Raw genomic sequence first — 24,064 nt, forward strand, 5'->3', positions numbered from 1 at the left:
TTCCAAGATCGCCATTGGCCAATGCCTCGCCCACGCGACGGTAGGTGTCCTGGGGGTTGTCAGCCATGATGAAGCCGTCCGTAATCGTGCCGGGATTGTTGCCCACGCGCGCCGTCGCACCGTTTGCCGATGGCTGATTGCTACCCTCCGGCGGAATCACCAGCGCGGCGCTGGCCGAAGGCGTATCCATGCCCGGCGGGATTTGCAGCGGGGATTGCTGTTGAGCGTTTTGCCAAGCGCGTTCACTACGGAACATGCCGCAGCCCGAAAGTAGCAGGCCAGTGAGAGCCAGGGCCGGCAGGGCAACGGCGAGAGAAGATTTCTTCATGTAGAGGGATTCCGTGATGTTCCGTAGTGAATTATTTGAAGTCGGGACAGCCAATCTTTCAGGCGGCATCCGCCAAGGATGCCAGAGTCGCCACGGCCTTGCGCAACTGTTCGCGCGCTGGGCCGTGTTCCAGCTCGACCAACGGCAGCCGCGGCGCAGCCGTTCCCAGCCCCAGATCAGGCAGACCGGCCTTCACCGCGATCGGGTTCGGCGCGCAGTTGAGCGCCTGCACCAGCGGATCGAGGGCGGCGTTGCAACGCACCGTAGCCACGCGGTCGCCCGCGGTGGCCGCATCGCACAGTGCACGGAAAGCCCTGGGTACCAGGTTGGCCACGACCGAAATGGTGCCCGCCGCACCCTGCAGCATGGCATCACCCGCCGTCTGGTCATCACCGGACAGATAGACGAAATCCGGACGAACAAGTTCCGCAGTCCGCTTGATGCGCTCGGCGTCGCCGCGCGCTTCCTTGATGCCGATGATGGCTGGATGATCGCGCAGCACGGCCGTGGTGTCGGACGAAATGTCGCAGGCGGTGCGGCTCGGCACGTTGTAAAGCAGCGTCGGCAGACCGCCTTGCTCGGCCACTTCGAGGAAATGGCGGCGCAGACCTTCCTGCGTGGGGCGCACGTAATAAGGGGCCACCACGAGTGCCACATCGGCACCCAGAGCGCGCGCGCGTTTTGTGAGAGCCACGGTTTTTGCGGTGCCCGCCTCGCCGGTACCGGCGATCACGGGAATACGACGGGCAACGTGCTCGACCGCAAAGGCCAGCAATCGATCGTATTCATCGTGCTCGAGCATATGAGCTTCACCGGTGGAACCGGCGACGACCACTGCCTGGGTGCCCCCTGCGATCTGGAAATCGAGCAGGCGACCGAATGCCGCCAGATCGAGCGCCCCATCCGGACCGAACGGGGTAACCAGCGCGCAGATGCTTCCGCGAATATCCATGGTGCCATCCGCACAAAACCAAGCCAAAAGGATGCCCTGAACCATTCTGCGCAGGCGGCATGATATTCAGAAGGCCCGCCGAGCGTGCTGTGTGGCGCAGGGAAGACTGGCCGTCTTGCCAAGCCGCACGGCGCGCTCGGCGGGCCTTCTGAATATCACCCCATCATTGAAATCCAACATGTGGGGCCGACACTGTCTGCCCCCATATCTTCGGCGCATCGACTCGACAGACGGCCAGTCTGCCTTCGTCAATGCCCCTTCGATATGCGCGCAGACAGTGCGGTGACGCCTGCGCAGAATGGTTCAGGGCATCCTTGTATCTTACTTGCGGGCTCGCAGGACGGGCAAGTAAGCTCGGCTATCGTCTGTCGTCGTCCCGCACGACACGGGATCGCCACCTTCCATGTCCAGCACTCCTTTTTCCGCGCGATCCAGCAACGACCACCATCTATTGATCCAGACGCTGACTCCTGCGGCACGCACGCCTTTGCTCGCGTTGGCCCGCCGTATCGCCGATGCGGGCTGCAATCTGTCGGATGCGCGCGTCTCCACCATCGGCGTCGATACCTCGCTCACCCTGCTCGCCACGGGTGCGTGGGACGCGGTGGCGAAACTGGAAACGGCGCTGACCAAGCTGGCCCGTGAAGAAGAGCTGCGCCTGACGTACTACCGTACGGCGCCGCGCGAGCCCAGCGGCCACTTGCTGCCTTATCTCGTGGAAGTGGTGTCGTCAGATCGGCCGGGCATTCTGGTGAAGATCGTCGATTTCTTCAGCCGTCACGAAATCAGCGTGGAGCAATTGAGCTCGATGCGCTATCAGGCCATGCAAACAGGCGCCGCCATGTTCCAGGCGCAATTCACAATCGGCGTACCGGACAAAATCCACATTGCCGCCTTGCGCGACGATTTTCTCGAGTTCTGCGATGGCCTGAATCTGGACGCCATCATGGATCCGGTGAAGTTCTAGGATGCTCCGCCAGGATTAATCTTACAAGGCTGTTTTCCACTGCCCGACACGCGCTAGTCTCCATCCCAGGCAAGCGCAAAACTCAGTCAGGCTTTTGGAGAACTCATGCCCGACCTAGGAAAGAAAGTTCCTAAGCTTCAAGGCGTCACCGGCGACGGCAGCACGCTGAAACTGGATTCACTGAAGGGACAATGGGTAGTCGTCTACTTCTACCCCAAGGACAGCACACCCGGTTGCACCAACGAAGCCAAAGACTTCCGCGACCTCTATCCGAAATTCCGCAAGCGCCATGCCGAAATCATCGGCGTCTCGCGCGACTCCGTAAAATCCCACGCCAATTTCGCCAGCAAGCAGGAGCTGCCTTTCCCGCTGGTTTCCGATCCCGAAGAAACCTGGTGCAACGCCTTCGACGTGATTCACGAGAAGGTGCTGTACGGGAAACGTCACATGGGCGTGGTACGCAGTACTTTTCTGATCGACCCCGACGGCAAGCTCGCCGCGGAGTGGCGGGGTGTGAAAGTACCCGGCCATGCCCAGGCGGTGCTCGACGCGATTCCAAGCCGGTGATTTCCACGTCTCACGCATCCATCAACGTGCTACGTCCCTCCAACCTCCAGCCCTATGAGGTTCCTTCCGCATGACCGGAAGCAAGCGCATCTACGCCCTCGATACCAACGTGCTGTTGCATGACCCCACTTCGCTGTTCCGCTTTGAAGAACACGACGTCTTCATTCCGATGACGGTGCTGGAGGAACTGGATGAAAAGAAGAAAGGCGCTTCGGAAGTTTCACGCAACGGCCGCCAAGTCAGTCGTTTCCTCAATGAGCTGATCGAACGCGGCAACGGTCACGGCATCAGCAATGGCCTGGAACTGACCAACCCGGAAGGTGTGACGCTCAAGCGCGGCGGCGCGGTCGGCCGTTTGTATTTCCAGCAGCGCACCAGCAATGGCCACGGTAAAGCGGATAACCAGATTCTTTCTTCCGTGATCGAGCTGCGCGATCAGAATCCGGATCGTGCGGTCATTCTGGTCACCAAAGACATCAATCTGCGCATCAAGGCCAAGATTTATGGCATCGATGCCGAGGACTACGAAAACGATCGCGCGCTCGATGACTTCGCCCTGCTCTACACCGGCTCGACCGAATTGTCGGAAAACTTCTGGGACAACCATCCGGAGGTGCAGTCATGGAACGAACGCGGGCGCACGTTCTACAAGCTCGACCGTCGCGAGGATGAAGACTGGTATCCCAACCAATGCCTGTTCCTACCCGGCGAAAACAGTGTCGAGTTGCGCGTCATGCATGTGGACGAGCAACGCGCAACGCTGGTGCTGCTGGATGATCACAGTCACAGCAATCACAGCGTATGGGGCATTGCCGCACGCAATCGCGAACAGAATTTCGCACTCAACGTGCTAATGGACCCCGACGTGGATTTCGTCACGTTGCTCGGCACAGCTGGCACGGGCAAAACCTTACTCGCACTCGCCGCGGGCCTGGCGCAAGTGATGGATCAGCAGCGTTACCGCGAAATCATCATGACGCGTGCGACGGTTTCGGTCGGCGAAGACATCGGTTTCCTGCCCGGCACCGAAGAGGAAAAGATGACGCCGTGGATGGGCGCACTCACCGACAACCTCGAAGTGCTCGCCAACCCGGAAGAAGGCGGCAGTTGGGGACGCCAGGCTACCAACGACCTGCTCGCGTCGCGCATCAAGATCCGCTCGCTCAACTTCATGCGCGGACGCACGTTCCTGTCGCGCTATCTGATCATCGACGAGGCGCAGAACCTGACGCCAAAGCAGATGAAAACGTTGATTACGCGTGCAGGCCCCGGCACCAAGATCGTCTGCCTGGGCAACGTCGAGCAGATCGATACGCCCTACCTGACGGAAACCACATCCGGCCTGACGTACGCCGTGGACCGCTTCAAGCATTGGTCGCACTCGGCACACATCACGCTGCGTCGCGGTGAACGTTCGCGTCTGGCTGACTTTGCGTCCGAGGCTCTATAAGCTCTGCCACGACAGCGGGCAAAGAGCGTGACAAAAACAAACGCACCACCGATAGCACTGACCATCGCCGGATCCGATTCCGGCGGTGGTGCAGGCATTCAAGCGGATCTGAAAACATTCCATGCGCACGAAGTGCATGGCCTTTCCGTTATCGCAGCGATCACGTCGCAAAACACGCGCGGCGTGACCGCCATACACTCCGTTCCGCTCAAACATATTCAAAGTCAGATCGAAGCACTGTTCGACGACTTCCCCATCGCCGCTGTAAAAACCGGCATGCTCGGCAACGCTGCGACAGTCAGCCTCGTCGCTCGCGAACTGCGCAAACGCAAACCGGCGTGGGTGGTTGTCGATCCGGTGATGATTTCCACCAGCGGCTCCCGACTGCTCGATGACGAGGCCATCGACGCCATGGTCAACGAATTGATCCCGCTCGCCGACGTACTCACCCCTAACCTCCCGGAAGCCGAAGCCTTGATCGGTTGCTCGCTGCGCACAGCCAATCAAATGGTGAATGCCGGGGAAACGCTGCGCGCCCTTGGCGCCCGCACGGTCTTGCTGAAAGGCGGCCACGCACGGGGCGAAGAGGTGATAGATCGCTTCTTCGATGAAAGCGGAATGATGGAAGTTCGCCACGCCCGGTTACCTATTGAGGGTCACGGCACCGGCTGCACCCTGGCATCGGCCATTGCCGCCGAACTGGCCAAGGGCCACACCATGCGATCGGCGGTGCGTCGGGCTACGGCGTACGTTCATCGCGCGCTGAAACGCGGGTACAAGCCCGGTGGCGGCGACCTTTACGTGCTGAATCATTAATCTGCAAAAAGCCGTAAAATCATTGAGCGACGGCCATCCGGCCGCATATTCCCGCTTTGTCCCTGGCGCCACCCGAGCCGCTATTCACGATGGATTTCCTCAGCCCTCGCTTCATCATCCTCTACGTGTTGCTGGCCTTTGCGCTGTGCGTGCTGCTGGTGCATCTGCGTGGACGTACGCGCTTGCGCTTCGATCGTCAGCTGGTTGATCACTCCGCCATCTTCGCGCCGTACAACCTGTTGATGTACGCGTTCTCGGCGGTGCCGGCAAAGCCCATTCTGGATCGTCGCGGTTTTCCGCAGTTGGATCTGTTGCAAGCGAACTGGAAAACCATTCGCGAAGAAGCGCTGCAGCTGTTTGACGATGGGCACATCCGCGCCGCGGAAAAAAGCAACGACGCAAGCTTCAACAGTTTCTTCAAGCAAGGCTGGAAGCGTTTTTACCTGAAGTGGTATGGCGAGCCGCTGGCATCCGCCGAAACGCTGTGCCCGCAAACCGTCGCACTGCTCAAATCGATTCCAAGCGTGAAAGCCGCCATGTTCGCGACCCTGGCGCCGAACAGCAAACTCAATCCACATCGCGATCCCTTTGCGGGCTCGCTGCGCTACCACCTTGGCCTGATCACCCCCAACTCGCGCGATTGCCGCATCTTCGTCGACGGCGAAGAGCATGCTTGGGGCGACGGTAAGGATGTCGTGTTCGACGAAACCTACGTGCACTGGGTGGAGAACAAGACCGATCAGACGCGCGTGATTCTTTTCGCCGACGTCGAACGCCCGCTACGCACCGGTTTCATGAACGCGATCAACCACCGTGTCGGCGCATTCATGGGCAAGATCACCGCTTCGCCCAACACCGAATCGCCGGAAGAAAAGACGGGCTTCGTCAATCGCATGTTTGCCTTGAATCAGCGCAGCCGTGAACGCAATCGCGCCTTCAAGAGGAAATACCCCCGCTTGTTCCGCACAGTGAAGTACATCGGCATGCTGATCTTTATCTGGCTGGTGTTCCTCGCGCCCTGGCCGTTCGTGCGCTAAGGATTGTCACGTTTCCGGTGCGTGGTACGTCCTTGTTGCAGGTCACCGGAAAACTGCCATGGACAACCACACCGCGTATTTCCAAAAGCAACGCTCTCGACTGCTTGGGCTTGCCTACCGCATGCTCGGCACCCCAGCCGATGCGGAAGACGTATTGCACGATGCCTGGATGCGCTGGGACGCGCAGGACAAAAATCGCCTGGATGATCCCGAGGCGTGGCTGGTAGCAGTCACCACACGCCTGGCGCTGGATCGCCTTCGTCACGCCAAAGTCGAACGCGCCCATTACACCGGACCCTGGCTGCCCGAACCACTGATCGAAACGAGCGAGCAGCCGGAGGAACAAGCCGAGCGCACTGAAACGCTCACACTGTCGTTTCTGGTTTTGCTGGAACGACTGAGCGCGGAAGAACGCGCTGCGTTCCTCTTGAATGAGGTTTTCGATTACAGCCATGCCGAAACGGCGGACATGCTAGGCATTACAGAAGAAACCTGTCGGCAACGCGTTCATCGCGCCCGGCAACGCTTGCGTCAGGATCGACCGCGCTTTACGAGCGATGCACAAACGCAGCGACGCCTGCTGGAGCGTTTCGCGGTGGCGCTGGAGCAACCTACAGAAGAAAACCTATACGCCTTGCTTGCAGCCGATGCTGTGCACGTTGCGGATGGCGGCGGCGCCGTCTCGGCCACGCTGCGTCCGCTATACGGTGCCGAGCGCATCGCGCGGCTGTATCTGCAGATCAACCTCATGGAGCAAGGCCATCAGGTTCAGCGCCAACTGCACGTACTCAACGGTGCACCTGCGCTACTGACCTGGGCGGACGGCAAGCTCGTCACCGTGATCTGGATCGAGTGCAACGACGATCAGATCGTCTCCCTCCAAGTCCTTCGCAACCCGGCCAAACTGGCCCGATTGGAAGCTGTCACGAAATCACAGGCTGGCACGTCCTTGCATTGAACGACCCAAGAGGGTCGCCCTTCACACGAGGAGTTTCCCCATGTCAGCCCGCTTTTCTTATTACGACAATCCTGAAGCCCTAAAGCCGCTGTTTGCGATGAAGGCGTATATCGACCATTCCGGACTTGAGAAGAGCCTGATGCATCTGGTGATGTTGCGCGCCTCGCAACTCAACGGTTGTGCGTACTGCATCGATATGCACAGCAAGGAAGCACGCGCCGAAGGCGAAACCGAACAGCGGTTGTATTTGCTGCAGGCGTGGCGCGAAGCGCCGTTCTACAGCGCGCGAGAACGTGCGGCGTTCGCGTGGTGCGAAGCTGTGACGCGTCTGGACCCAGTGCATGGGGTTCCGAATGATGTTTATGAGCAGGCACGTGCGGAGTTCAACGAGCGCGAACTGATGGATCTCAATATGTTGGTGATTATGATCAACAGCTGGAATCGCATTGCGATACCGAGCAAGACGGAAGCGGGTTCATTCCAGCCCACAAGCCGCAAAGCCGCCTGACCCGCACCTCTCACACCCTCATTCCGGCCTTCGCCGGAATGAGGGTGATGTTGAAGCGCCTGGAAATATTGGACGTCCACAAAAAGAAAAAGCCGCCTTGATAGGCGGCTTTTTTTGAAGGTGATCGCACGATCAGGCTTTAACGCGCTTCGCAATCGCTTCGCCAAAACTCTGCGTATTGCCCTTGCCACCCAAATCCGGCGTCACATGATCGCGATCGTTCGCCATTGTGTCGCGAATCGCCTGACGCAGCCGCGTGCCCTTCTCAACCATGCCCAAGTGATCAAGCATGTCCGCGGCTGCAAGCAGCAGTGCACACGGATTGGCCACGCCCTTGCCGGCGATATCCGGCGCGGAGCCATGCACCGCTTCGAAGATCGCTGCGTGCTCGCCAATATTGTCGCCCGGAGCAAGCCCCAGACCACCCACCAAACCTGCGCAAAGATCGGAAAGAATATCGCCGAACAGATTCGTGGTGACGATTACGTCGAACTGTTCCGGACGCATCACCAGCTGCATGCAGGCGTTGTCCACGATCATTTCGTTGAACTCGATCTGCGGGTATTCCTTGGCGATTTCACGCGCTACATTAAGGAACAGACCCGAAGCGGTCTTGATGATGTTGGCCTTGTGCACCGCAGTGACTTTCTTGCGGCCTTTCTTCACCGCCATCTCGAACGCATAACGCACGATGCGCGCGCTGCCCTTACGGGTGTTGCGAATCATCGAGGTCGCGACTTCACCGTCTTCGGACAGTGTCTGACCTTCGGCCAGATACGCGCCTTCCGTGTTCTCGCGCACGGTGATGATGTCGATGTTCTCGTAGCGCGCCTTGGTGCCCGGAAAGCTGATTGCCGGGCGCACGTTGGCGTATAGATCAAAGTGACGGCGCAACGTGACGTTGATGGAGGTGAAACCACCGCCCACCGGCGTAGTCAGCGGACCCTTCAGCGCCACCTGGTGCTTGGCAATGGCTTCGAGCGTTGCCTTGGGCAGCAGATCGCCATGCTTTTCCAGCGCGATCATGCCCGCTTCGACCGTGTCGTAGCTCAGGCCGCAATCGAGCGCATCGAGCACGTGCAACGTGGCGCTCATGATCTCCGGGCCGATACCGTCGCCCGGGATCACCGCGATGGTCTTGCTCATGGGGAAACTCCTTGGATTGAAGCGGGGGAGCCAGCGCGAGGGGTATGGGCGCCAGGCTGAAAACCCGTCAATTATCGCCGATGCGGCTGTCGTCGAACAGCCCGAAACGGGATTGGAGCGTTGGAAATCCTCGTAGGGAGCGTTGCATCAACTCGCACGAAGAATGGCTCTTTGTATTTGCCCCCTCTCCCCGATGGGGAGAGGGGGCAAAAGCGATTACGGATGTTCGCTGCAGTTTTCGCCCTGCGTGGCGGCGCCGCCGGACTCCAACTGATCGAGGAAATCCACGGCACGGCGAAGATGCGGGATCACGATCGATCCACCCACCACCAGGCCAACGCTGAACACTTCGAAGAATTCTTCGCGCGTCACACCCGCTTCCTTGCATTGCGCAACGTGATAGCTGATGCAGTCGTCACAGCGCAGCACCATCGATGCGACCAAACCAAGCATCTCCTTGGTTTTCACATCCAGCGCACCGGCTTTGTAGGTTTGCGTGTCGAGCGCAAAGAAGCGCCGCACCACCTGGTTGTCTTCACCCAGGATGCGTTCGTTCATACGCTGACGAAAAGCGGTGAATTCGGCGAGGCGATCCTTTTCCGTGCTCATGCCATTTCACCCAGTAGCGCCGCCAGCTTGCCGCTGCGATCGGCGGCGACCAGATCGTCGTAACCGCCTACGAGCTGATTGTTGACGAAAATCTGCGGCACCGTACGACGGCCGCCGCTGCGCTGAAGCATCAAGTCGCGTTGCGCCGGGTCGGTGTCCACGCGCACCTCCTCCCAGGCAAGGCCCTTGGCCTTGAGGAGGTTCTTGGCGGCCACGCAGTAAGGGCACACCGCGGTGGAATAGACTTCGATCTTGGGCATTGCAAAGCTCCGAAATAACCTGCGCAGGAAATGGCGGCTGCGGCCTTTAAAAACAACCCGTTTGGTGCTGAACTGCAACCTCGCCGTAAGGTCACAAGTGATATTGTCGTTCATCTATGACCATGGCACCACGACATCTGCGTAAACGCTTGCTGACCACCCTGGTCCTGACCGGGTTGACCCTGGCTGCGGGCGCCCAGGACAAGCCGGACAATATCCGCCTGCCCGATCTGGGCAGCTCGGCCAATGCCCTGGTTACGGATCAGGAACTTAATGATTACGGCCAGGAAATGCTCGAGGAGATGCGCGCGCTCGACATGGTTGTCGACGATCCGCTGCTGAACGACTACATCAACAATCTTGGCTTCCGCTTGGTTGCCAATTCGGCCAAGCCGAAGGATCACTTCGCGTTCTTCATTGCCAAGGATCCGGTGATCAATGCGTTCTCCGCACCGGGCGGTTACATCGGCATCGACTCCGGCCTGATCATCATCACGCGCAACGAAGACGAACTTGCCGCAGTGATGGCGCACGAAATCGGCCACATCACGCAGAACCATTTGCAGCGTGCTTACGAATCGGCGAAGAAAGACGAACCACTGATGGCCTTGGTTGCATTGGGCGCCATTGCTGCAGGCGGCGTTTCCAATGGCGGTGCCACAGCGGCGTTGCTGGAAGGCGGCATGGGCGCGATCGCGCAGAAAGAGATCAACTTCACCCGCAAGGATGAAGCGGAAGCCGATCGCACCGGCATCATGACCTTGTCCAAGGCAGGCTTCGATCCCAACGCCATGGCCGAATTCTTCCAACGCATGGAAGATGAAATGAGCGCCGATTCCGGCGGTATCCAGGTGCCTTCGCTGCTGCAAGATCACCCCGTCACCGCCGATCGCATCGCCGACGCGAAAGCGCGCGCGACGTCGTTGATCGCCGAACAGAAAAAGCAACCCAATGGCAATCTGCTCAACAAGGCCGACTGGGAAGGCATTACGGCGCCGATTGCTTACGTCAAAGATCCCACCACGCTGCTCAACGCGAAAGGCGAGGATCCAAACGGTCCCAGCACTTATTTGTTGATGCGTGAACGCGTGCGCGTGCTGTCTGACGACCCGTATCACATGGCCACGTATTACGGTTCGCTGATAGCGGCTAGCAAACCCGGCAACGACACGATGGAAAACCACTACGGTTACGCGTTGGCACTCACGCGTACCGGTCAAGGCAGCAAGGCCATCGTTCAATTGCAGCCGCTGCTGGTCAAATATCCGCAAAGCATTGTCCTTCGCTTAGGGATGGCCGATGCACGGCTGCAGGCCGGCGAACGTGCTGCCGCGCTGGATATTTACGCTGTACTCAACACGCAGTCTCCGCACAACAAGGCGATCGCGGTTGCCTATGCCAACGCGCTCACTCAGGGCGGTACCGGGACTCAAGCCGCACAAGCCGCAGACCTGCTTCGTCCGATGCTGGAAAGTACCGACGAACCGGACATTTTCACCGCCTACGCACGCGCCAGCGAACGAGCGGGCGACCCCGTCCGTGCCGGGGAGGCCTACGCGCAGGCGAGTTATCTCTCCGGCCGCCCCTTCGACGCGGTGGAACAGCTCAAGGGTCTGCTCAAGCGCAAGGATCTGGATTATTACGCCCGGGCACGCATTCAGGCCCATATCGCCGAACTCACCCCGCTGGTGATGGAACTGCGCAAACGGCGTGTTTCGACCGACGACAACCCGGATGGCAACGACCAGACGCCCCAGTTAAACGACCATGATTCAGCCATGGACGGTCTGCAGCAATCCATGCAGACGCTGGACTGGTCGCCCTGCGGCCTGTCAAGCTGCCCAAGTATTTCGGGTGAAAAGCACTAAAAAGCGCGTCTTTCAAGTCTTTGACAATTAAATTTCACATTGTGTCATTGCCACGTAACATTGCACCGCTGCAATATTTGCGTCATAGGCAAACCCCATTGGACCCAGCGTGCACAAACGCATCCTGATTGTTGAAGACGAAGCTTCCATCCGCGACATGGTCGCTTTCGCCCTGCGCAAGGCCGGTATGGATACCGCCCAGGCTGCCGACGCACGCACGGCCCAGATGTCCATTGCCGAGCAGGTTCCCGACCTCATCCTGCTGGACTGGATGCTACCGGGCACCAGCGGACTGGATCTGGCCCGCCGCCTGCGCAAGGAAGAACTCAGCCGCGAAGTCCCCATCATCATGCTTACCGCACGCGGCGAGGAAATGGACCGTGTAAACGGTCTGGAAGCCGGCGTGGACGACTACGTCGTCAAGCCCTTCTCCACCCGCGAACTGATCGCCCGCATCAAGGCCGTACTGCGCCGCAGCCAGGGCGATGACGGCTCGGGCATGGTGGAGCTGGGTCGTCTGCGCATCGATGGTCCGGCACACCGTGTGTTTGCGGTCGATGAGCCGGTGCCGATCGGCCCAACCGAATATCGTCTGCTGTACTTCTTCATGACTCATCCGGAACGCGTCTACTCCCGCGCCCAACTGCTCGACCACGTGTGGGGCGGCAGCGTGTACGTGGAAGAACGCACCGTCGATGTGCATATCCGGCGCCTGCGCAAGACACTCGAGCCGTGGAAGCTCGAAGACATGGTGCAGACGGTCCGAGGTGCAGGCTATCGATTCTCGGCAAGCCCCTGACGCCCACGTCGCCATGAACCGCTTGCTCGACAGCGCCTGGAAATTTCCTCTCGCGCTAGTCGTCGGCTTGTTTGCAGGCGGTTTGGTGGGCTGGCTGGCCGCAGGCCATGTAGCCACGGGTGTGGCGCTCGTTGCTATAGCAGAGATTGTCTTGCTACTGACGCACTTGCGTCACATAGCTAAGACAATCATGAACTCACCCGCCCTCGACAAGAACAGCGACCCAGACCAACCCCGGCATGACCGATTCATGATGCGCTCCCGACGCTTAGCCGCCAATTTGCACGATCTGCGCAGAGCCGCCGGCAATCTGCCAGATGCCATCGTGCTGCTCGATCAGGATCAGCACGTACGCTGGTTCAATCATGCGGCGGAGAGCCTGCTGGGTCTGCGTCGTCCACAGGATCGTGGCGTCGTGCTGCGCGACAAGCTGCACAATTCCGAACTCGCCGGCTGGTTGGAAGAACCCTCGCCCGAGCCGCTGAACGATGTCAGCGCACCGGGGCAGCCGAGCCGCCATATCAACGTGACCATGCTGCCCTTCGGTCAGCGCCAGCGTTTGCTGCTTGCGCGCGATATCAGCCACATGTCGCGCCTGGAACAGATTCGCCGTGACTTCGTCGCGAACGTGTCGCACGAATTGCGCACACCGCTCACGGTGATTCACGGTTATCTCGAATTGCTCGATCCGGAAGATGTTCCGCATCTGGCGCCGGTGCTCGGCGAGATGCGCGCACAGTCCAAGCGCATGGGTCAGATCGTCGAAGATCTGCTGACCTTGTCGCGCCTTGAGACACAAGATCACGTCAGCGAAGAACGTGTGCAGATGGCGCCGCTTCTGGCGACGCTGCGCAAGGAAGCCGAAGCACTGAGCCAGGGCCGTCATACCATCACGATGGAATCGACGGCCGAGCTGGATCTGCTCGGCTCGCCGAAGGATCTGCACAGCGCGCTCTCCAACCTGGTGAGCAATGCAGTGCGTTACACACCAACCGGCGGACGCATCACCGTTCGCTGGGAACGTACAGCCGAAGGCGCCAACTATTCGGTGACCGATACGGGTTACGGCATACCCGCCGATCATCTCTCGCGCCTTACCGAACGCTTCTATCGTGTTTCCTCAAGCCGTTCGCGCGACAGCGGTGGCACTGGCCTTGGTCTTTCCATCGTCAAACACGTGCTTGGCTTGCATCAGGCCCGTCTGGATATCCGCAGCACGCCGGGCCAGGGTTCCACCTTCACCTGCTGCTTCGGCCCCGAGCGCTTGCTCACGCCGGAAGTCCACGACGTCAGCAAACCGCTCGACGTCCACTGAGCGATGGGCACAAAGGCGTAGGCGTAAAGGCAGTTGATAGGCGAGAATGCGCGGATGCCGCGTCGCCCAGCCATCCAACCCGTCGTGAACGAAGCGCCCAAGCCCGAGCTTTTCCTGAGCCGTGAACTGGCTGCGCTTGAATTCAACTTCCGCGTCCTCGCACAAGCTCGCGATCCGAGCACGCCAGTGCTTGAACGCCTGCGCTTTCTAAGCATCGTCGCGAGCAATCTCGACGAATTCTTCGAAGTGCGCGTGGCGATGCTCAAGCATCATCACCAATTCGGCTCGGCAGCGCCGGGCCCGGATGGCATTGCATCCGGCGAACTGCTTGCACATATCCGTGAACGCGTGCTCGATCTGGTCGGCGCACAGTACGCCACTTGGCACGACGAACTGGGGCCTGCGCTGGCGGCGGAAAACATTCATTTCCTCACGCGCAAACAGTGGACGGCGCGGCAACGCCGGTGGTTGCAGGGCTATTTCGAAAACGAAGTGTTGCCGGTACTTTCGCCGTTGGGTCTGGATCCGGCGCATCCCTTCCCGCGCATTCTCAATAAGACATTGAACATCGCGGTGGTGCTGCAGGGTCGCGATGCGTTCGGTCATGAAGGCCACATGGCGCTGGTGCGCGCGCCGCGTTCGCTACCGCGCATCATCCGCATTCCGGATGAGGTTGGCGGCACGGGCGATCATTACGTGTTCCTCGCCGAACTGCTGCAGGCGTTCGTCGACACGATGTTCCCCGGCTTCAAAGTGGCCGGCTCCTATCAGTTCCGCGTGACGCGCAACAGCGAGCTGATCGTGGAAGAAGAAGTCGACAACCTCGCTCGTGCGTTGACCGAGGAATTGCTCGGCCGTGGTTACGCACGTCCCGTTCGGTTGGAAATCGGTAGCGATTGTCCGCAGTCCATCGTGTCGATGCTGATCTCCAACTTCCAGTTGGAAGAAACCGACGTCTATCGCTGCAACGGACCGGTGAACATCATTCGCGTAGGCACGGTGTATGACGACATCGATCGCCCCGACCTGAAATTTCCGCGCTTCACACCCGCCATACCGCCTGCGCTCCTTGGCGCCAAGCGTATCTTCGACGTGCTGAGCCAGCGCGACATTCTTCTGCATCATCCTTACGAATCGTTTACGGCGGTTGTCGATCTTCTGCGAGAAGCCGTGCAAGATCCGGACGTCCTTGCCATCAAGCAAACACTGTATCGCGCAGGTAAAGACACGCCACTGGTCGATCTGTTGGTCGAAGCCGCACGCAAAGGCAAAGACGTGACGGTAGTGATCGAACTGCGCGCACGCTTCGACGAAGAAGCCAATATCCGTTTCGCCACACGGCTACAGGAAGCCGGCGTGCAAGTGGTATATGGCGTGGTCGGCTTCAAGACACACGCCAAAATGATGCTGATCGTGCGCCGCGAGAACGGCCATTTGCGGCGTTATTCGCATTTGTCGACGGGTAACTACCATCAGGCCAACAGCCGCTTGTACACGGACATCGGCTTGATGACGGCCGATCCCGAAATTGGCGAAGACCTGCACAAGGTGTTCCAGCAATTGTCGGGACTGGGTCCGATGATCAGTCTGAAGCGTTTGCTGCATTCGCCGTTTACCCTCTACAACAGCATCATCGAGAAGATCGCGCGCGAGGCCACGCACGCGCGCAACGGCCGTCCTGCGCGCATCGTCGCCAAACTCAATGCGCTCAATGAAGGGCGTGTGATCGAGGCGCTGTATGCCGCGGCGCAAGCGGGTGTGGATATCGACCTGATCGTGCGCGGCGCGTGCACGCTTCGCCCGGGCTTGCCCGGCGTCTCCGAGCGCATTCGCGTTCGTTCCATTGTCGGGCGCTTCCTCGAACACAGTCGCGTTTACTGGTTCGCCAACGACGGTCAGCCGGAAATCTACTGCGCCAGCGCGGACTGGATGGAACGCAATCTGATGCGACGTATCGAGATCGCCTTTCCCATCATCGATCCACAGCTGGCGAAGCGCGTTTACGATGAAACGCTCGCGAACTATCTCGCCGATAACACTCAGGCATGGCTGCTCGATAGCGACGGACATTACGAACGCGCCACACCTGGCGCACACGCGCCGTATACCGCGCAGCAGGTATTGCTTGAACGCTTGAGCGGCCTCAACGCTTCCACGTAACGATGCGACTTCAGACCTTTTACCCATACATGCCAGAATCCAAGCCAGTCCCGACCAGGAGCGATGCGTGAGCCTCGGCGACCAGACGCAGATCAAGGATGGCGAGCTGATGGCCGCCGTCGATATGGGTTCGAACAGTTTCCACATGGTCGTGGCACGCATGGAGCACGGGGAGCCGCGCGTGATCGATCGCCTGCGCGACAGCGTGCGCATGGCGGCCGGTCTTCGCGCCGATGGCACGCTGGACGCCGAACACCGCGCGCGCGCCTTGAACTGCCTAGCCCGGTTTGGTCAGCGCATCGCTGGCATTCCTACCGCGCGCGTGCGCGCTGTGGCGACGAACACCGTGCGGCGACTGGCCTCGCCGCAAGCTTTCCTCACCGCTGCGGAAACCGCGCTGGGTCACCCAGTGGAAGTCGTGTCCGGCCGCGAAGAGGGCCGCTTGATCTTCCTGGGTGTCGCACACGATCTTTCCGCGTCACGCGAGCCGCGCCTGGTCATCGACATCGGCGGCGGCAGCACAGAGTTCATCATCGGCCGCGGGTTGGCACCGATGCATACGGAAAGTGTGCAGGTCGGATGCATTGCCACCACCGTACGCTTTTTCCCAGGCGGCAAGCTCACGCGCAAACGTTGGCAGCGTGCACGCGGCGAAATCGGCGTGCTGCTGCAGCAGTTCTCCGAGGAATATCTGGAGTCCGGCTGGGTGGATGCCTACGGCTCTTCCGGTAGTGCGAAGGCCATTGGCGCCGTCGTGCAGGCAATGAAACTCTCCGACCATGGCGTAACGCCCGCCTCGCTCGCATCGCTGCGCGATGCATTGCTTGAACAAGGGCAAATCAGCACGCTGAAACTGCCGGGCCTGGCCGAAGAACGCGCACCGGTTTTCACGGGCGCCGTGGTCATTCTCGAAGCCGCGTTCGCCGCGCTGGGCATTCAGCGCCTGGAAGTGTGTGAAAGCTCGATGCGCGAAGGTCTGCTGTGGGACCTGATCGGTCGCGCAGGCGGCAGCGATCCACGCACGGCCAGCATCGATGCACTGGCCAATCGCTACGGCGTGGATCGTGCCCAGGCACGTCGCGTGGAATCCACCGCGCTCATGTTGTTCGATCAGGTCGCCGCAACGTGGAAGCTCGATGCCGAAGCGCGCGAATGGTTGTCGTGGGCCGCTCGCGTGCACGAAATCGGTCTGGCCATCGCACACAGCCAGCACCATCATCATGGCGCCTACATTCTTCGCAACGCCGATCTGGCCGGTTTCTCCAAGCAGGAACAGCATCTGCTGGCTGCCATCATCCAGGCTCACCGCCGTAAACCGGACAAAACCAGCTTCGCCTCACTGCCCCAGCGTTATCGCCAGCTCGCCAGACATATCACCGCCTTGCTGCGCCTGGCGGTGCTGTTCCGACGCGCGCGGCGTGCAGAATCCCTGCCGCCCCTGCACTTGGCTGCAAGCAGCCAGCGACTTACCCTGCAACTTCCTGCGGACTGGCTCGAGCAGCATCCGCTGAGCCAAGCGGACCTGGAGCAGGAAATCACGCCGATGACCGAATTGGGCCTTGCGCTGAGCCTGTCCGCGCAATGACCTGAAGCCGCCCTCACTTTGCCAAAACAGGCACAGCGGCTCTGGGCCGCGTATCATGCACCGTTATTTCTGCCGCTCCGCCCAATTGTCATGCCCAAGTACCTGCTGACTGCCCTCTTTCTGCTCGCTACTCCGCTTGCCTTCGCGCAGACTGCTACGCCAGCGGCCAATGCGGCGACGCCTGCTGCAGCCAATCCGATGGTGGTGCTGCATACATCGCAGGGCGATATCACACTGGAACTGTTCGCCGACAAAGCACCCAAGAGCGTCAGCAATTTCCTGCGCTACGTGCACGAGGGTTTTTATGCCGGCACCGTCTTCCATCGCGTGATTCCCGGTTATCTGATTCAGGGCGGCCTTTACACGAAAGATCTGCAACCGCGCCGCACGCACTCGCCGGTGGCCAGCGAGGCCGACAACGGTTTATCGAACCTGCGTGGCACGATTGCCGTGGCACGCGGCGGCGACCCCAATTCGGGCACAGCGCAGTTCTTCATCAACCTGGTCGACGATCGCCGTCTGGACTATGCCGGCAACCAGAGCGGACTGACCTGGGGTTACGCCGTCTTCGGCAAAGTCGTCAAAGGTATGGATGTCGTGGACAAGATCGCCGCCTTGCCGACCCATGCACAAGGCCCCTTCTCGGCCGATGTACCCAATCCGCCCGTCGTGATCGACGGTGCGAATGTGGTCGGTGAAGAAACGCCCACAGCACCGTCGACTGGTACCTCACGCAAGTCGCCATGAGCACGTTGTTTATTGCCGATCTGCATCTGGACGATAGCCGGCCGCACATCACGTCGCTATTCGAAGACTTTCTGGCCGGCGATGACGTTCGCCATGCCGATGCGCTGTACATTCTGGGCGACCTCGTCGAAGCGTGGATTGGCGATGACGACGATGCAGAATTGCCGCAACGCATTGCCCGCGCCACGCGCGCGGTGCGTGATGCCGGCGTACCGGTCTATTTCATGGTCGGCAATCGCGATTTTCTATTAGGCGAAGCGTTTGCCGAGCGCGCTGGATTCACGCTACTCGCCGATGGCACCGTGCATAATCTGTACGGTAAACCCACGCTGCTGATGCATGGCGACGCGCTGTGCACCGACGACGTTGCCTACCAGACCGTGCGTCGCAACGTACGCACACCGGAATGGAAAGCGCAGGTTCTTTCCATGTCGTTGGATGCGCGTCGCGCTTTTGCCGCCAAGGCACGGGAAGACAGTCGTGCGCATACCGGCAGCACAAAAGAAACCATCATGGACGTCAACGCCGATGCCGTGACCCAGGCCATGCGCGACGCTCGCGTCCAGACCGTTATACACGGCCATACGCATCGCCCTGCCATCCATCATTTTGAACTCGCCGGCAACCCGGCGACCCGTATCGTTCTGGGCGATTGGTATGAACAAGGTTCACTGCTTCGTGTGACACCCGAAGGTATCGCACTTCAAGCGCTACCAACGCCGTAAACGATTTCATTCCTGTCGCAAAAGAATAATACGCCAAACTGACATTTGGCCGTCTATACGGCCCAAGCCAACTGTGTGATGTCGATAACCTCAGGTGTAGACAATGTCTGCACTGCGTCTTCACGTGACGCGCATCACGCTTTTTACGCCCGATTCCCGCTCTTGCAGGTACGTGGCTTCTATCCGATTAACCGGAAAAGCAGGGGCCGGTCGGGAGGGATAGATGTCTACCTCAGCGCATCCACTACAGGTGGAACGCCTCGATGGAACGCACAGCGTTCGTGGAGTGACGATCATGCGTAGCACTTCTTCGGGCAACTTATTCAAACAAACATGTCTTGCGTCGGCAATCATGGCCGCGGTGATTTCACTGGCGGCCTGCAGTGGCTCGGGTTCCGTCCGATCCTCCTCCGGAGGATCTGCAATCAGTCCAAGCAGTACTGGCTCGGGCGGCAGCTCGAGCTCTGGCACAGGAAGCGGCTCCGGTAGCGGCACGTCCGGCAGCAGCGGCAATAGTGGCACCGGTTCGGGCAGTGGTACTGGAACGGGGACAGGTACCGGATCGGGTGGTGGCGGCATCACGGGTACCGGTGGCGGTGGTTCGGGCGGTAGTTCGGGTGGCGGTTCCGGCAGCGGCGGTGGCTCCGGAGGCGGATCGGGTTCGGGAGGCGGTGGTGGCACGCCGCAGCCTACGAGTCTTGTCGGCAGTGTCGCCACGGGTCTTGGTAACGTCGTTTCCGGCACGGGTGGCGCGATCAGCACGATCGGCTCGCAAATACCCAATCAATCGCTGCTTGGCGGCAACACCCCGACCACGCAGGGCTTGAGTGGCGTGATCACCAACACCGGTAACGCCGTATCGGCACTTGGTAATGGCGTCACCAGCGGGCTGGGCCAGATCGGCAACACCAGCAACCCCGTAGGTACCACGGTCGACAGTCTTGGTGGTGTTGTGGATGACACGGGCAAAGCCGTCAACTCGCTGGGCGGTACGGTAACCAGCGTTGGCGATTTCCAGGGCTCGCCGATTCAACCGATCACGTCGACGCTTGGTGGTGCGGTTTCGATGGTCGGCAACGGCGTATCCGACGGAAGCACGCCGCTTGAGAATGCACTGAGCGCAGGTGCCGTCAAAGCGGTCACGCAGACGCTCAGCAACGTAGTGACGCCGGTGGCAATGCTTGGACAAAGCAACAGCCCGGGAAATGGCAACCTGATCGCTGCCGTTTCGCAAGTTGGCGGTGCGGCAACCAGCGGTACCGGCAATATCGTTTCTTCGCTAGGTTCGCAGATCGCCAGTTCGTCGGTGCCGGGGGCGTCGCCCGTTACGCAATTCGTCGGCAATACCGTGCAAGGCACAGGTGGCGCGGTGACGACACTCGGTAACGGCATTACCAGCGGCCTGGGGCAAACCGGCAGCATCAGCAATCCAGTCGGTGTGACAGCAGTGGGCGCGACCAACTCGGTGACGGGCGTAGGCCAGACACTGGCGACGACGGGTCAGACGCTGGCCGGTGCCACGGGTTCCGGTCCTGCTGCAGCTATCAACCCCATCACGAGCACGGTGGGATCGGTGGTAAGCACGGCAGGTTCGGCGGTAGCTGCGTTGGGAACCAACACAACCGCTGCCGTGAATGGCCCGCTGCAACCGGTCACGCAAGGCGTGAGCAATCTGCTTAACGGAGTGAGTGGTCTGACCGGTGACAGTGGCACAGGCAACCTGCTCAGCACGCTTGGGAATACCGCCAGCGGGAGCAACGGCAAAGGTGGCCTGCTCGGCAAGCACGCGCTTTAAACCGAACGATCGACTGACAACGAGAACGCAAGTCGTAGGGAGGTGGCGCTGAGCCACCTCCCTCTTTTGGGGCCGGCACGCGATCTGCCGTACTAGCGCGTGTCGTGATGGAAGACGACAAACAGGGGCATCGCATGAAGGCATGGATCGGCCCGGCTATTGGCATGTCGCTCGCCATGTCGGTGCAGGCGCAAGCGCAATTTCGCCCGCCGACAACTGCCAACCCGCTACAGAATTTGCCGCGTGTCGAAACGCCGAATGCGCCGCGCGTCAATACACAAGTGCAGACCCAGGCCGCGAATCCACGCTTAGCTGCGCTGCTCGCCACGCAGATCACGCCGCAACGTTTCGACGTAACGGGCGTACACGCCGTGCCGTTCAAGGAGACCGCGGCGTTGTTCAGTCCGATGCGCGGCAAGACGGTTACCGTCGGAGCTGTGCTTGCGGCGGCCGCGAAAATTACGGCCGTCTACAAGGCACATGGCTATGCGTTGTCATTCGGCTATGTTCCCACGCAGAACTTCGCGGACGGTGTCGTGCATGTCACCGTGGTGGAGGGCTACGTCGCCGACGTGATCGTCAAAGGCGACGCAGGAAACATGGAACGGAAGATCCGTGCCATTGCGGCACATATCGTCAAAGATCGTCCGCTTCGACAGAAAACGTTCGAACGGTATCTACAGGTGCTTGGCATGCTGCCGGGCATACACGTCAATGCGAACGTTCCCGCGCCAACGACAACCGATGGCGCAACGCGTTTGGTGATCGATGTGACGCGCACTCGCTTCAACGCAACAACCGGCGTCGATTTCAATCATCCCGGCATTCAAGGTTTGACTGCCGTCACGGAGAACGGTTTTACGCCGCTCGGCGAGCAGCTGACCTTCTCCACGCTGCTGCCTTCCGGTCCGGGTGATCAACGACTGTATTCACTCGCTTACATGCAACCGGTTAGCACGGACGGTCTGATGCTCCATGTGAGTGGTTCGCACTACCAAGGCAATCCGGACACGGACAATCAGCTGCCTTCGTATCTGCAACAGAACATGGATCAGGATCAATACGCGATCAATCTTACCTATCCGTTGCTGCTGGATAGCCGCACCAATCTAACACTCACCGGCCGTGTGTATGCGACCGAACTGCAGGAACGCTATACCAACACCGTGACCGGTGCGAGCGTGCTACAGCAATACGATTTGCGCGTGCTCGATGCAAAACTCGATTACGTCAAGGCGCACGACAACAGCACGCAGAAGATCGATCTGGAGATGGCGCACGGGCTGAATGCACTGGGTGCTAGTGCGAGTGTCGTCACGCAGGTAGGCAACAACGTGCTGGTCACTCCTACCAATGCCGAATTCACGCGCTATGCCGCTACGTTTATCCAGAGCAATGCGTGGCCGCAACGATTTGGGACGGTTTTCAACATCACCGGACAACACAGCAACGACACGTTGCCCACTACCGAACAAATCAGCTTTGGCGGCCCGCGTTATGGGCTCGCGTACGATCCTGGAGAAACATCAGGCGACAGCGGCTGGGGCGCTTCGATGGAAGTGAATAGGCATTACGATCTGTCCAACACTTGGGTGCGACAGGTGACGCCTTACGTCGTCGGGCAGTTTGCGCGTGTTTATCTCAATGTGGGTGTGCCTTCGTTGGCGAAGCTGGGTACGGCGGGCGTGGGTGTGCGTTGGACGGATAAGCGTTACTACGCGTTCGATCTTACGGTTGCAGAGCCAGTGGGGGATGTTCCGATTGGGGCACCGCATCGGGAGCCGCGTGTGGATTTTTCTTTTAGTTACCAGTTGCATTGAAGTCAGGGCTTACTGCGCTCGTCAATCAAATGTGTTCGCTCTGATCGGCCCCTCATCCGCCTGCCGGCACCTTCCTCGCTCCCCAAAGCCGGGCACATTCATGTGCCCTCTTCCGCGTGCTCCCGAAGGGAGGAGGACTCAACCTCTAATGCTCAAAAAAACGGCCGCCTGAAGGAGGCGGCCGTTTTGATGCAACGAATAACTCAAATTACTTCTTGGCGAACAGATGCTCGACGCCAGCGCGCTCTTCGCGCAGTTCCTTGTCGGTGGCATCCATGCGGGCGCGCGAGAAGTCGTTGATGTCCAGACCCTGCACGATCTCATACTTGCCGTTCTTCACCGTCACCGGGTAACCGTAAATCACGCCCGGCTTGATGCCATACGAGCCGTCCGACGGAATACCCATCGACACCCAGTCGCCTTCCGCCGTGCCCAGCGCCCAGTTGCGCATATGATCGATGGCTGCCGAAGCCGCCGACGCTGCCGAAGAAGCGCCACGTGCCTTGATGATGGCGGCGCCGCGCTGCTGCACGGTCGGGATGAAATCCTTCTCGTACCAGCTCTGATCGACGAGGCTGAGCGCTGCCTTGCCGCCGACAGTGGCGTGATGCAGATCCGGATACTGCGTGGAGCTGTGATTGCCCCAGATGGTGACCTTCTTGATGTCGGTCGTATGCTTGCCGGTCTTCTCGGCGAGCTGCGACAACGCACGGTTGTGGTCCAGGCGCACCATCGCGGTGAAGCACTTCGGATCGAGATCCGGTGCGTTCTGCTGCGCGATCAGCGAATTGGTGTTGGCCGGGTTGCCGACCACCAGCACGCGCACGTCACGCTTGGCGTGATCGTTCAGTGCCTTGCCCTGCGGCGAGAAGATCGCGCCGTTCGCTTCGAGCAAATCTTTGCGCTCCATGCCCGGGCCACGCGGACGCGCGCCGACGAGCAGTGCGTAATCGACATCCTTGAAAGCGACGTTCACGTCATCGGTGGCGACCACGCCAGCGAGCGTCGGGAACGCGCAGTCGTTGAGTTCCATCACCACACCCTGCAGCGCAGGCAGCGCCGGGGTGATTTCCAGCAAGTGCAGGATCACCGGCTGATCCGGACCGAGCATGTCGCCGGCAGCAATGCGGAACAGCAGGGCGTAACCAATCTGGCCGGCAGCGCCGGTCACGGCAACACGAACGGGTGCTTTCATCGTGGGAACTCCTTCAGGTGCATAAAACGAGGCCCGCATCCTTTCGACGCGGGCCGGTAAATAAATCAGGTCAGTTCGGCAAAGAATTGGGTAATGCGGTCCAGTCCTGGCTGAAGCTGCGCCGTCGGACAGGTATAGGAAATACGCATCGCACGCGACTCGCCGAAGGCAGAACCCGGCACGCAGGCCACGCCCTTGGCTTCAAGCAACGCCGCGCAAAAATCAACATCGTTCTCGATGCGCTTGCCGTTATGGCTCTTGCCAAACGCCACCGAGATATCCGGGAATGCATAGAACGCGCCTTGCGGACGCGGGCATACCACACCGGGAATCGCTTTCAGCGCGTTGACGACGATGTCGCGCTTCTCGGCAAATTCCTTGCACTTGGCCTGCGGAATGTCTTGTGGACCACTGAACGCAGCGACCGCCGCCGCTGTGATCACTTCCGGCACGCTGG

Annotated in this window: 22 protein-coding genes and 1 pseudogene; 16 read left to right on the forward strand and 7 right to left on the reverse strand. The window is 60.0% G+C overall.

The genetic code is table 11. The features are described 5' to 3' along the window. Together VK725_RS12130 and dapA are read right to left on the reverse strand one after the other, a co-directional pair. Positions 1-328, reverse strand: a pseudogene (locus tag VK725_RS12130) (hypothetical protein); the annotation flags it as partial. Between the two features lie 58 nt (positions 329-386). Continuing rightward, positions 387-1,280, reverse strand: coding sequence for a 4-hydroxy-tetrahydrodipicolinate synthase (gene dapA, locus VK725_RS12135; protein ID WP_325318314.1), 894 nt, complete (start codon positions 1,278-1,280; stop codon positions 387-389). Positions 1,281-1,683: 403 nt separating this feature from the next. On the opposite strand from dapA, the gene VK725_RS12140 reads away from it, so the two are divergent. The 7 genes from VK725_RS12140 to VK725_RS12170 all read left to right on the forward strand — a co-directional run bounded on the left by VK725_RS12140 (position 1,684) and on the right by VK725_RS12170 (position 7,583). Then, on the forward strand, positions 1,684-2,247 hold the full coding sequence (locus VK725_RS12140) for a glycine cleavage system protein R (RefSeq protein WP_325318315.1): 564 nt from the start codon (positions 1,684-1,686) through the stop codon (positions 2,245-2,247). A gap of 105 nt (positions 2,248-2,352) precedes the next feature. Continuing rightward, positions 2,353-2,814: a peroxiredoxin gene (locus VK725_RS12145; RefSeq protein ID WP_325318316.1), complete on the forward strand. Its 462-nt coding sequence runs from the start codon at positions 2,353-2,355 to the stop codon at positions 2,812-2,814. A 70-nt stretch (positions 2,815-2,884) separates the two neighbouring features. Continuing rightward, positions 2,885-4,264 carry a PhoH family protein gene (locus tag VK725_RS12150; protein WP_325318317.1) on the forward strand — a complete coding sequence of 460 codons (1,380 nt, stop codon included), beginning with the start codon at positions 2,885-2,887 and terminating at the stop codon, positions 4,262-4,264. 27 nt (positions 4,265-4,291) lie between these two features. After that, positions 4,292-5,080: a bifunctional hydroxymethylpyrimidine kinase/phosphomethylpyrimidine kinase gene (gene thiD / locus VK725_RS12155; RefSeq protein WP_325318318.1), complete on the forward strand. Its 789-nt coding sequence runs from the start codon at positions 4,292-4,294 to the stop codon at positions 5,078-5,080. Between the two features lie 113 nt (positions 5,081-5,193). Then, complete coding sequence (locus tag VK725_RS12160; protein WP_325318333.1) at positions 5,194-6,117, forward strand: aspartyl/asparaginyl beta-hydroxylase domain-containing protein; 924 nt, start codon at positions 5,194-5,196, stop codon at positions 6,115-6,117. A gap of 58 nt (positions 6,118-6,175) precedes the next feature. Beyond that, complete coding sequence (gene sigJ, locus VK725_RS12165) at positions 6,176-7,075, forward strand: RNA polymerase sigma factor SigJ (protein ID WP_325318319.1); 900 nt, start codon at positions 6,176-6,178, stop codon at positions 7,073-7,075. Between the two features lie 40 nt (positions 7,076-7,115). Beyond that, a complete protein-coding gene (locus tag VK725_RS12170) occupies positions 7,116-7,583 on the forward strand; it encodes a carboxymuconolactone decarboxylase family protein (protein WP_325318320.1) in 468 nt (155 codons plus the stop codon). A gap of 132 nt (positions 7,584-7,715) precedes the next feature. On the opposite strand, the gene VK725_RS12175 is transcribed toward VK725_RS12170, so the two are convergent. The 3 genes from VK725_RS12175 to grxC form a co-directional block, all read right to left on the reverse strand. Further along, entirely contained in the window at positions 7,716-8,729 is a 1,014-nt protein-coding gene (locus tag VK725_RS12175; protein ID WP_325318321.1) for an isocitrate dehydrogenase, read from the reverse strand. 216 nt (positions 8,730-8,945) lie between these two features. Next, a complete protein-coding gene (locus VK725_RS12180) occupies positions 8,946-9,338 on the reverse strand; it encodes a carboxymuconolactone decarboxylase family protein (RefSeq protein ID WP_325318322.1) in 393 nt (130 codons plus the stop codon). Next, the gene (grxC, locus tag VK725_RS12185) at positions 9,335-9,598 is read right to left on the reverse strand and encodes a glutaredoxin 3 (protein ID WP_325318323.1); all 264 of its coding nucleotides are present in this window, start codon (positions 9,596-9,598) and stop codon (positions 9,335-9,337) included. The genes VK725_RS12180 and grxC overlap by 4 nt, the downstream gene beginning before the upstream one ends. 116 nt (positions 9,599-9,714) lie before the next feature. Between grxC and VK725_RS12190 the strand changes: the two genes are divergently transcribed. From VK725_RS12190 to VK725_RS12230, 9 genes are all read left to right on the forward strand, one after another. Beyond that, positions 9,715-11,466: a M48 family metalloprotease gene (locus VK725_RS12190; protein WP_325318324.1), complete on the forward strand. Its 1,752-nt coding sequence runs from the start codon at positions 9,715-9,717 to the stop codon at positions 11,464-11,466. 109 nt (positions 11,467-11,575) lie between these two features. Then, entirely contained in the window at positions 11,576-12,265 is a 690-nt protein-coding gene (gene phoB / locus VK725_RS12195) for a phosphate regulon transcriptional regulator PhoB (RefSeq protein WP_284395573.1), read from the forward strand. Positions 12,266-12,278: 13 nt separating this feature from the next. Continuing rightward, positions 12,279-13,580, forward strand: a complete 1,302-nt coding sequence (phoR, locus tag VK725_RS12200; RefSeq protein ID WP_414648495.1) for a phosphate regulon sensor histidine kinase PhoR — start codon at positions 12,279-12,281, stop codon at positions 13,578-13,580. A gap of 54 nt (positions 13,581-13,634) precedes the next feature. Continuing rightward, the gene (gene ppk1 / locus VK725_RS12205; RefSeq protein ID WP_325318325.1) at positions 13,635-15,740 is read left to right on the forward strand and encodes a polyphosphate kinase 1; all 2,106 of its coding nucleotides are present in this window, start codon (positions 13,635-13,637) and stop codon (positions 15,738-15,740) included. A 67-nt stretch (positions 15,741-15,807) separates the two neighbouring features. Beyond that, positions 15,808-17,325: a Ppx/GppA phosphatase family protein gene (locus VK725_RS12210; RefSeq protein WP_325318326.1), complete on the forward strand. Its 1,518-nt coding sequence runs from the start codon at positions 15,808-15,810 to the stop codon at positions 17,323-17,325. Positions 17,326-17,415: 90 nt separating this feature from the next. Then, positions 17,416-18,072: a peptidylprolyl isomerase gene (locus VK725_RS12215; protein ID WP_325318327.1), complete on the forward strand. Its 657-nt coding sequence runs from the start codon at positions 17,416-17,418 to the stop codon at positions 18,070-18,072. Next, on the forward strand, positions 18,069-18,797 hold the full coding sequence (locus tag VK725_RS12220) for a UDP-2,3-diacylglucosamine diphosphatase (protein WP_325318328.1): 729 nt from the start codon (positions 18,069-18,071) through the stop codon (positions 18,795-18,797). The genes VK725_RS12215 and VK725_RS12220 overlap by 4 nt, the downstream gene beginning before the upstream one ends. A 295-nt stretch (positions 18,798-19,092) precedes the next feature. Then, on the forward strand, positions 19,093-20,592 hold the full coding sequence (locus tag VK725_RS12225) for a collagen-like triple helix repeat-containing protein (RefSeq protein ID WP_325318329.1): 1,500 nt from the start codon (positions 19,093-19,095) through the stop codon (positions 20,590-20,592). 134 nt (positions 20,593-20,726) lie between these two features. Beyond that, positions 20,727-22,412 (forward strand): ShlB/FhaC/HecB family hemolysin secretion/activation protein, encoded by a 1,686-nt coding sequence (locus VK725_RS12230; protein WP_325318330.1) that lies wholly within the window; start codon positions 20,727-20,729, stop codon positions 22,410-22,412. A gap of 208 nt (positions 22,413-22,620) precedes the next feature. Here VK725_RS12230 and VK725_RS12235 read toward each other — a convergent pair whose 3' ends face one another. Together VK725_RS12235 and VK725_RS12240 are read right to left on the reverse strand one after the other, a co-directional pair. After that, a complete protein-coding gene (locus tag VK725_RS12235) occupies positions 22,621-23,607 on the reverse strand; it encodes a malate dehydrogenase (RefSeq protein ID WP_325318331.1) in 987 nt (328 codons plus the stop codon). Between the two features lie 65 nt (positions 23,608-23,672). Further along, on the reverse strand, positions 23,673-24,064 hold a 392-nt coding region (locus VK725_RS12240), incomplete at its 5' end, for an aminotransferase class I/II-fold pyridoxal phosphate-dependent enzyme (protein WP_325318332.1).

Source organism: Dyella sp., from assembly GCF_035486915.1.
GTDB lineage: Bacteria > Pseudomonadota > Gammaproteobacteria > Xanthomonadales > Rhodanobacteraceae > Dyella_B.

Excerpts from the sequence above, each read along its gene's own strand:
- grxC (WP_325318323.1), bottom strand. The coding sequence starts at position 9,598 with ATGCCCAAGATCGAAGTCTATTCCACCGCGGTGTGCCCTTACTGCGTG.
- VK725_RS12170 (WP_325318320.1), top strand. The coding sequence starts at position 7,116 with ATGTCAGCCCGCTTTTCTTATTACGACAATCCTGAAGCCCTAAAGCCG.
- VK725_RS12140 (WP_325318315.1), top strand. The coding sequence starts at position 1,684 with ATGTCCAGCACTCCTTTTTCCGCGCGATCCAGCAACGACCACCATCTA.
- VK725_RS12225 (WP_325318329.1), top strand. The coding sequence starts at position 19,093 with ATGCGTAGCACTTCTTCGGGCAACTTATTCAAACAAACATGTCTTGCG.
- dapA (WP_325318314.1), bottom strand. The coding sequence starts at position 1,280 with ATGGATATTCGCGGAAGCATCTGCGCGCTGGTTACCCCGTTCGGTCCG.
- phoR (WP_414648495.1), top strand. The coding sequence starts at position 12,279 with ATGAACCGCTTGCTCGACAGCGCCTGGAAATTTCCTCTCGCGCTAGTC.
- VK725_RS12190 (WP_325318324.1), top strand. The coding sequence starts at position 9,715 with ATGACCATGGCACCACGACATCTGCGTAAACGCTTGCTGACCACCCTG.
- VK725_RS12215 (WP_325318327.1), top strand. The coding sequence starts at position 17,416 with ATGCCCAAGTACCTGCTGACTGCCCTCTTTCTGCTCGCTACTCCGCTT.
- VK725_RS12145 (WP_325318316.1), top strand. The coding sequence starts at position 2,353 with ATGCCCGACCTAGGAAAGAAAGTTCCTAAGCTTCAAGGCGTCACCGGC.
- ppk1 (WP_325318325.1), top strand. The coding sequence starts at position 13,635 with ATGCCGCGTCGCCCAGCCATCCAACCCGTCGTGAACGAAGCGCCCAAG.
- VK725_RS12175 (WP_325318321.1), bottom strand. The coding sequence starts at position 8,729 with ATGAGCAAGACCATCGCGGTGATCCCGGGCGACGGTATCGGCCCGGAG.
- VK725_RS12235 (WP_325318331.1), bottom strand. The coding sequence starts at position 23,607 with ATGAAAGCACCCGTTCGTGTTGCCGTGACCGGCGCTGCCGGCCAGATT.
- VK725_RS12150 (WP_325318317.1), top strand. The coding sequence starts at position 2,885 with ATGACCGGAAGCAAGCGCATCTACGCCCTCGATACCAACGTGCTGTTG.
- VK725_RS12180 (WP_325318322.1), bottom strand. The coding sequence starts at position 9,338 with ATGAGCACGGAAAAGGATCGCCTCGCCGAATTCACCGCTTTTCGTCAG.
- VK725_RS12220 (WP_325318328.1), top strand. The coding sequence starts at position 18,069 with ATGAGCACGTTGTTTATTGCCGATCTGCATCTGGACGATAGCCGGCCG.
- sigJ (WP_325318319.1), top strand. The coding sequence starts at position 6,176 with ATGGACAACCACACCGCGTATTTCCAAAAGCAACGCTCTCGACTGCTT.
- VK725_RS12230 (WP_325318330.1), top strand. The coding sequence starts at position 20,727 with ATGAAGGCATGGATCGGCCCGGCTATTGGCATGTCGCTCGCCATGTCG.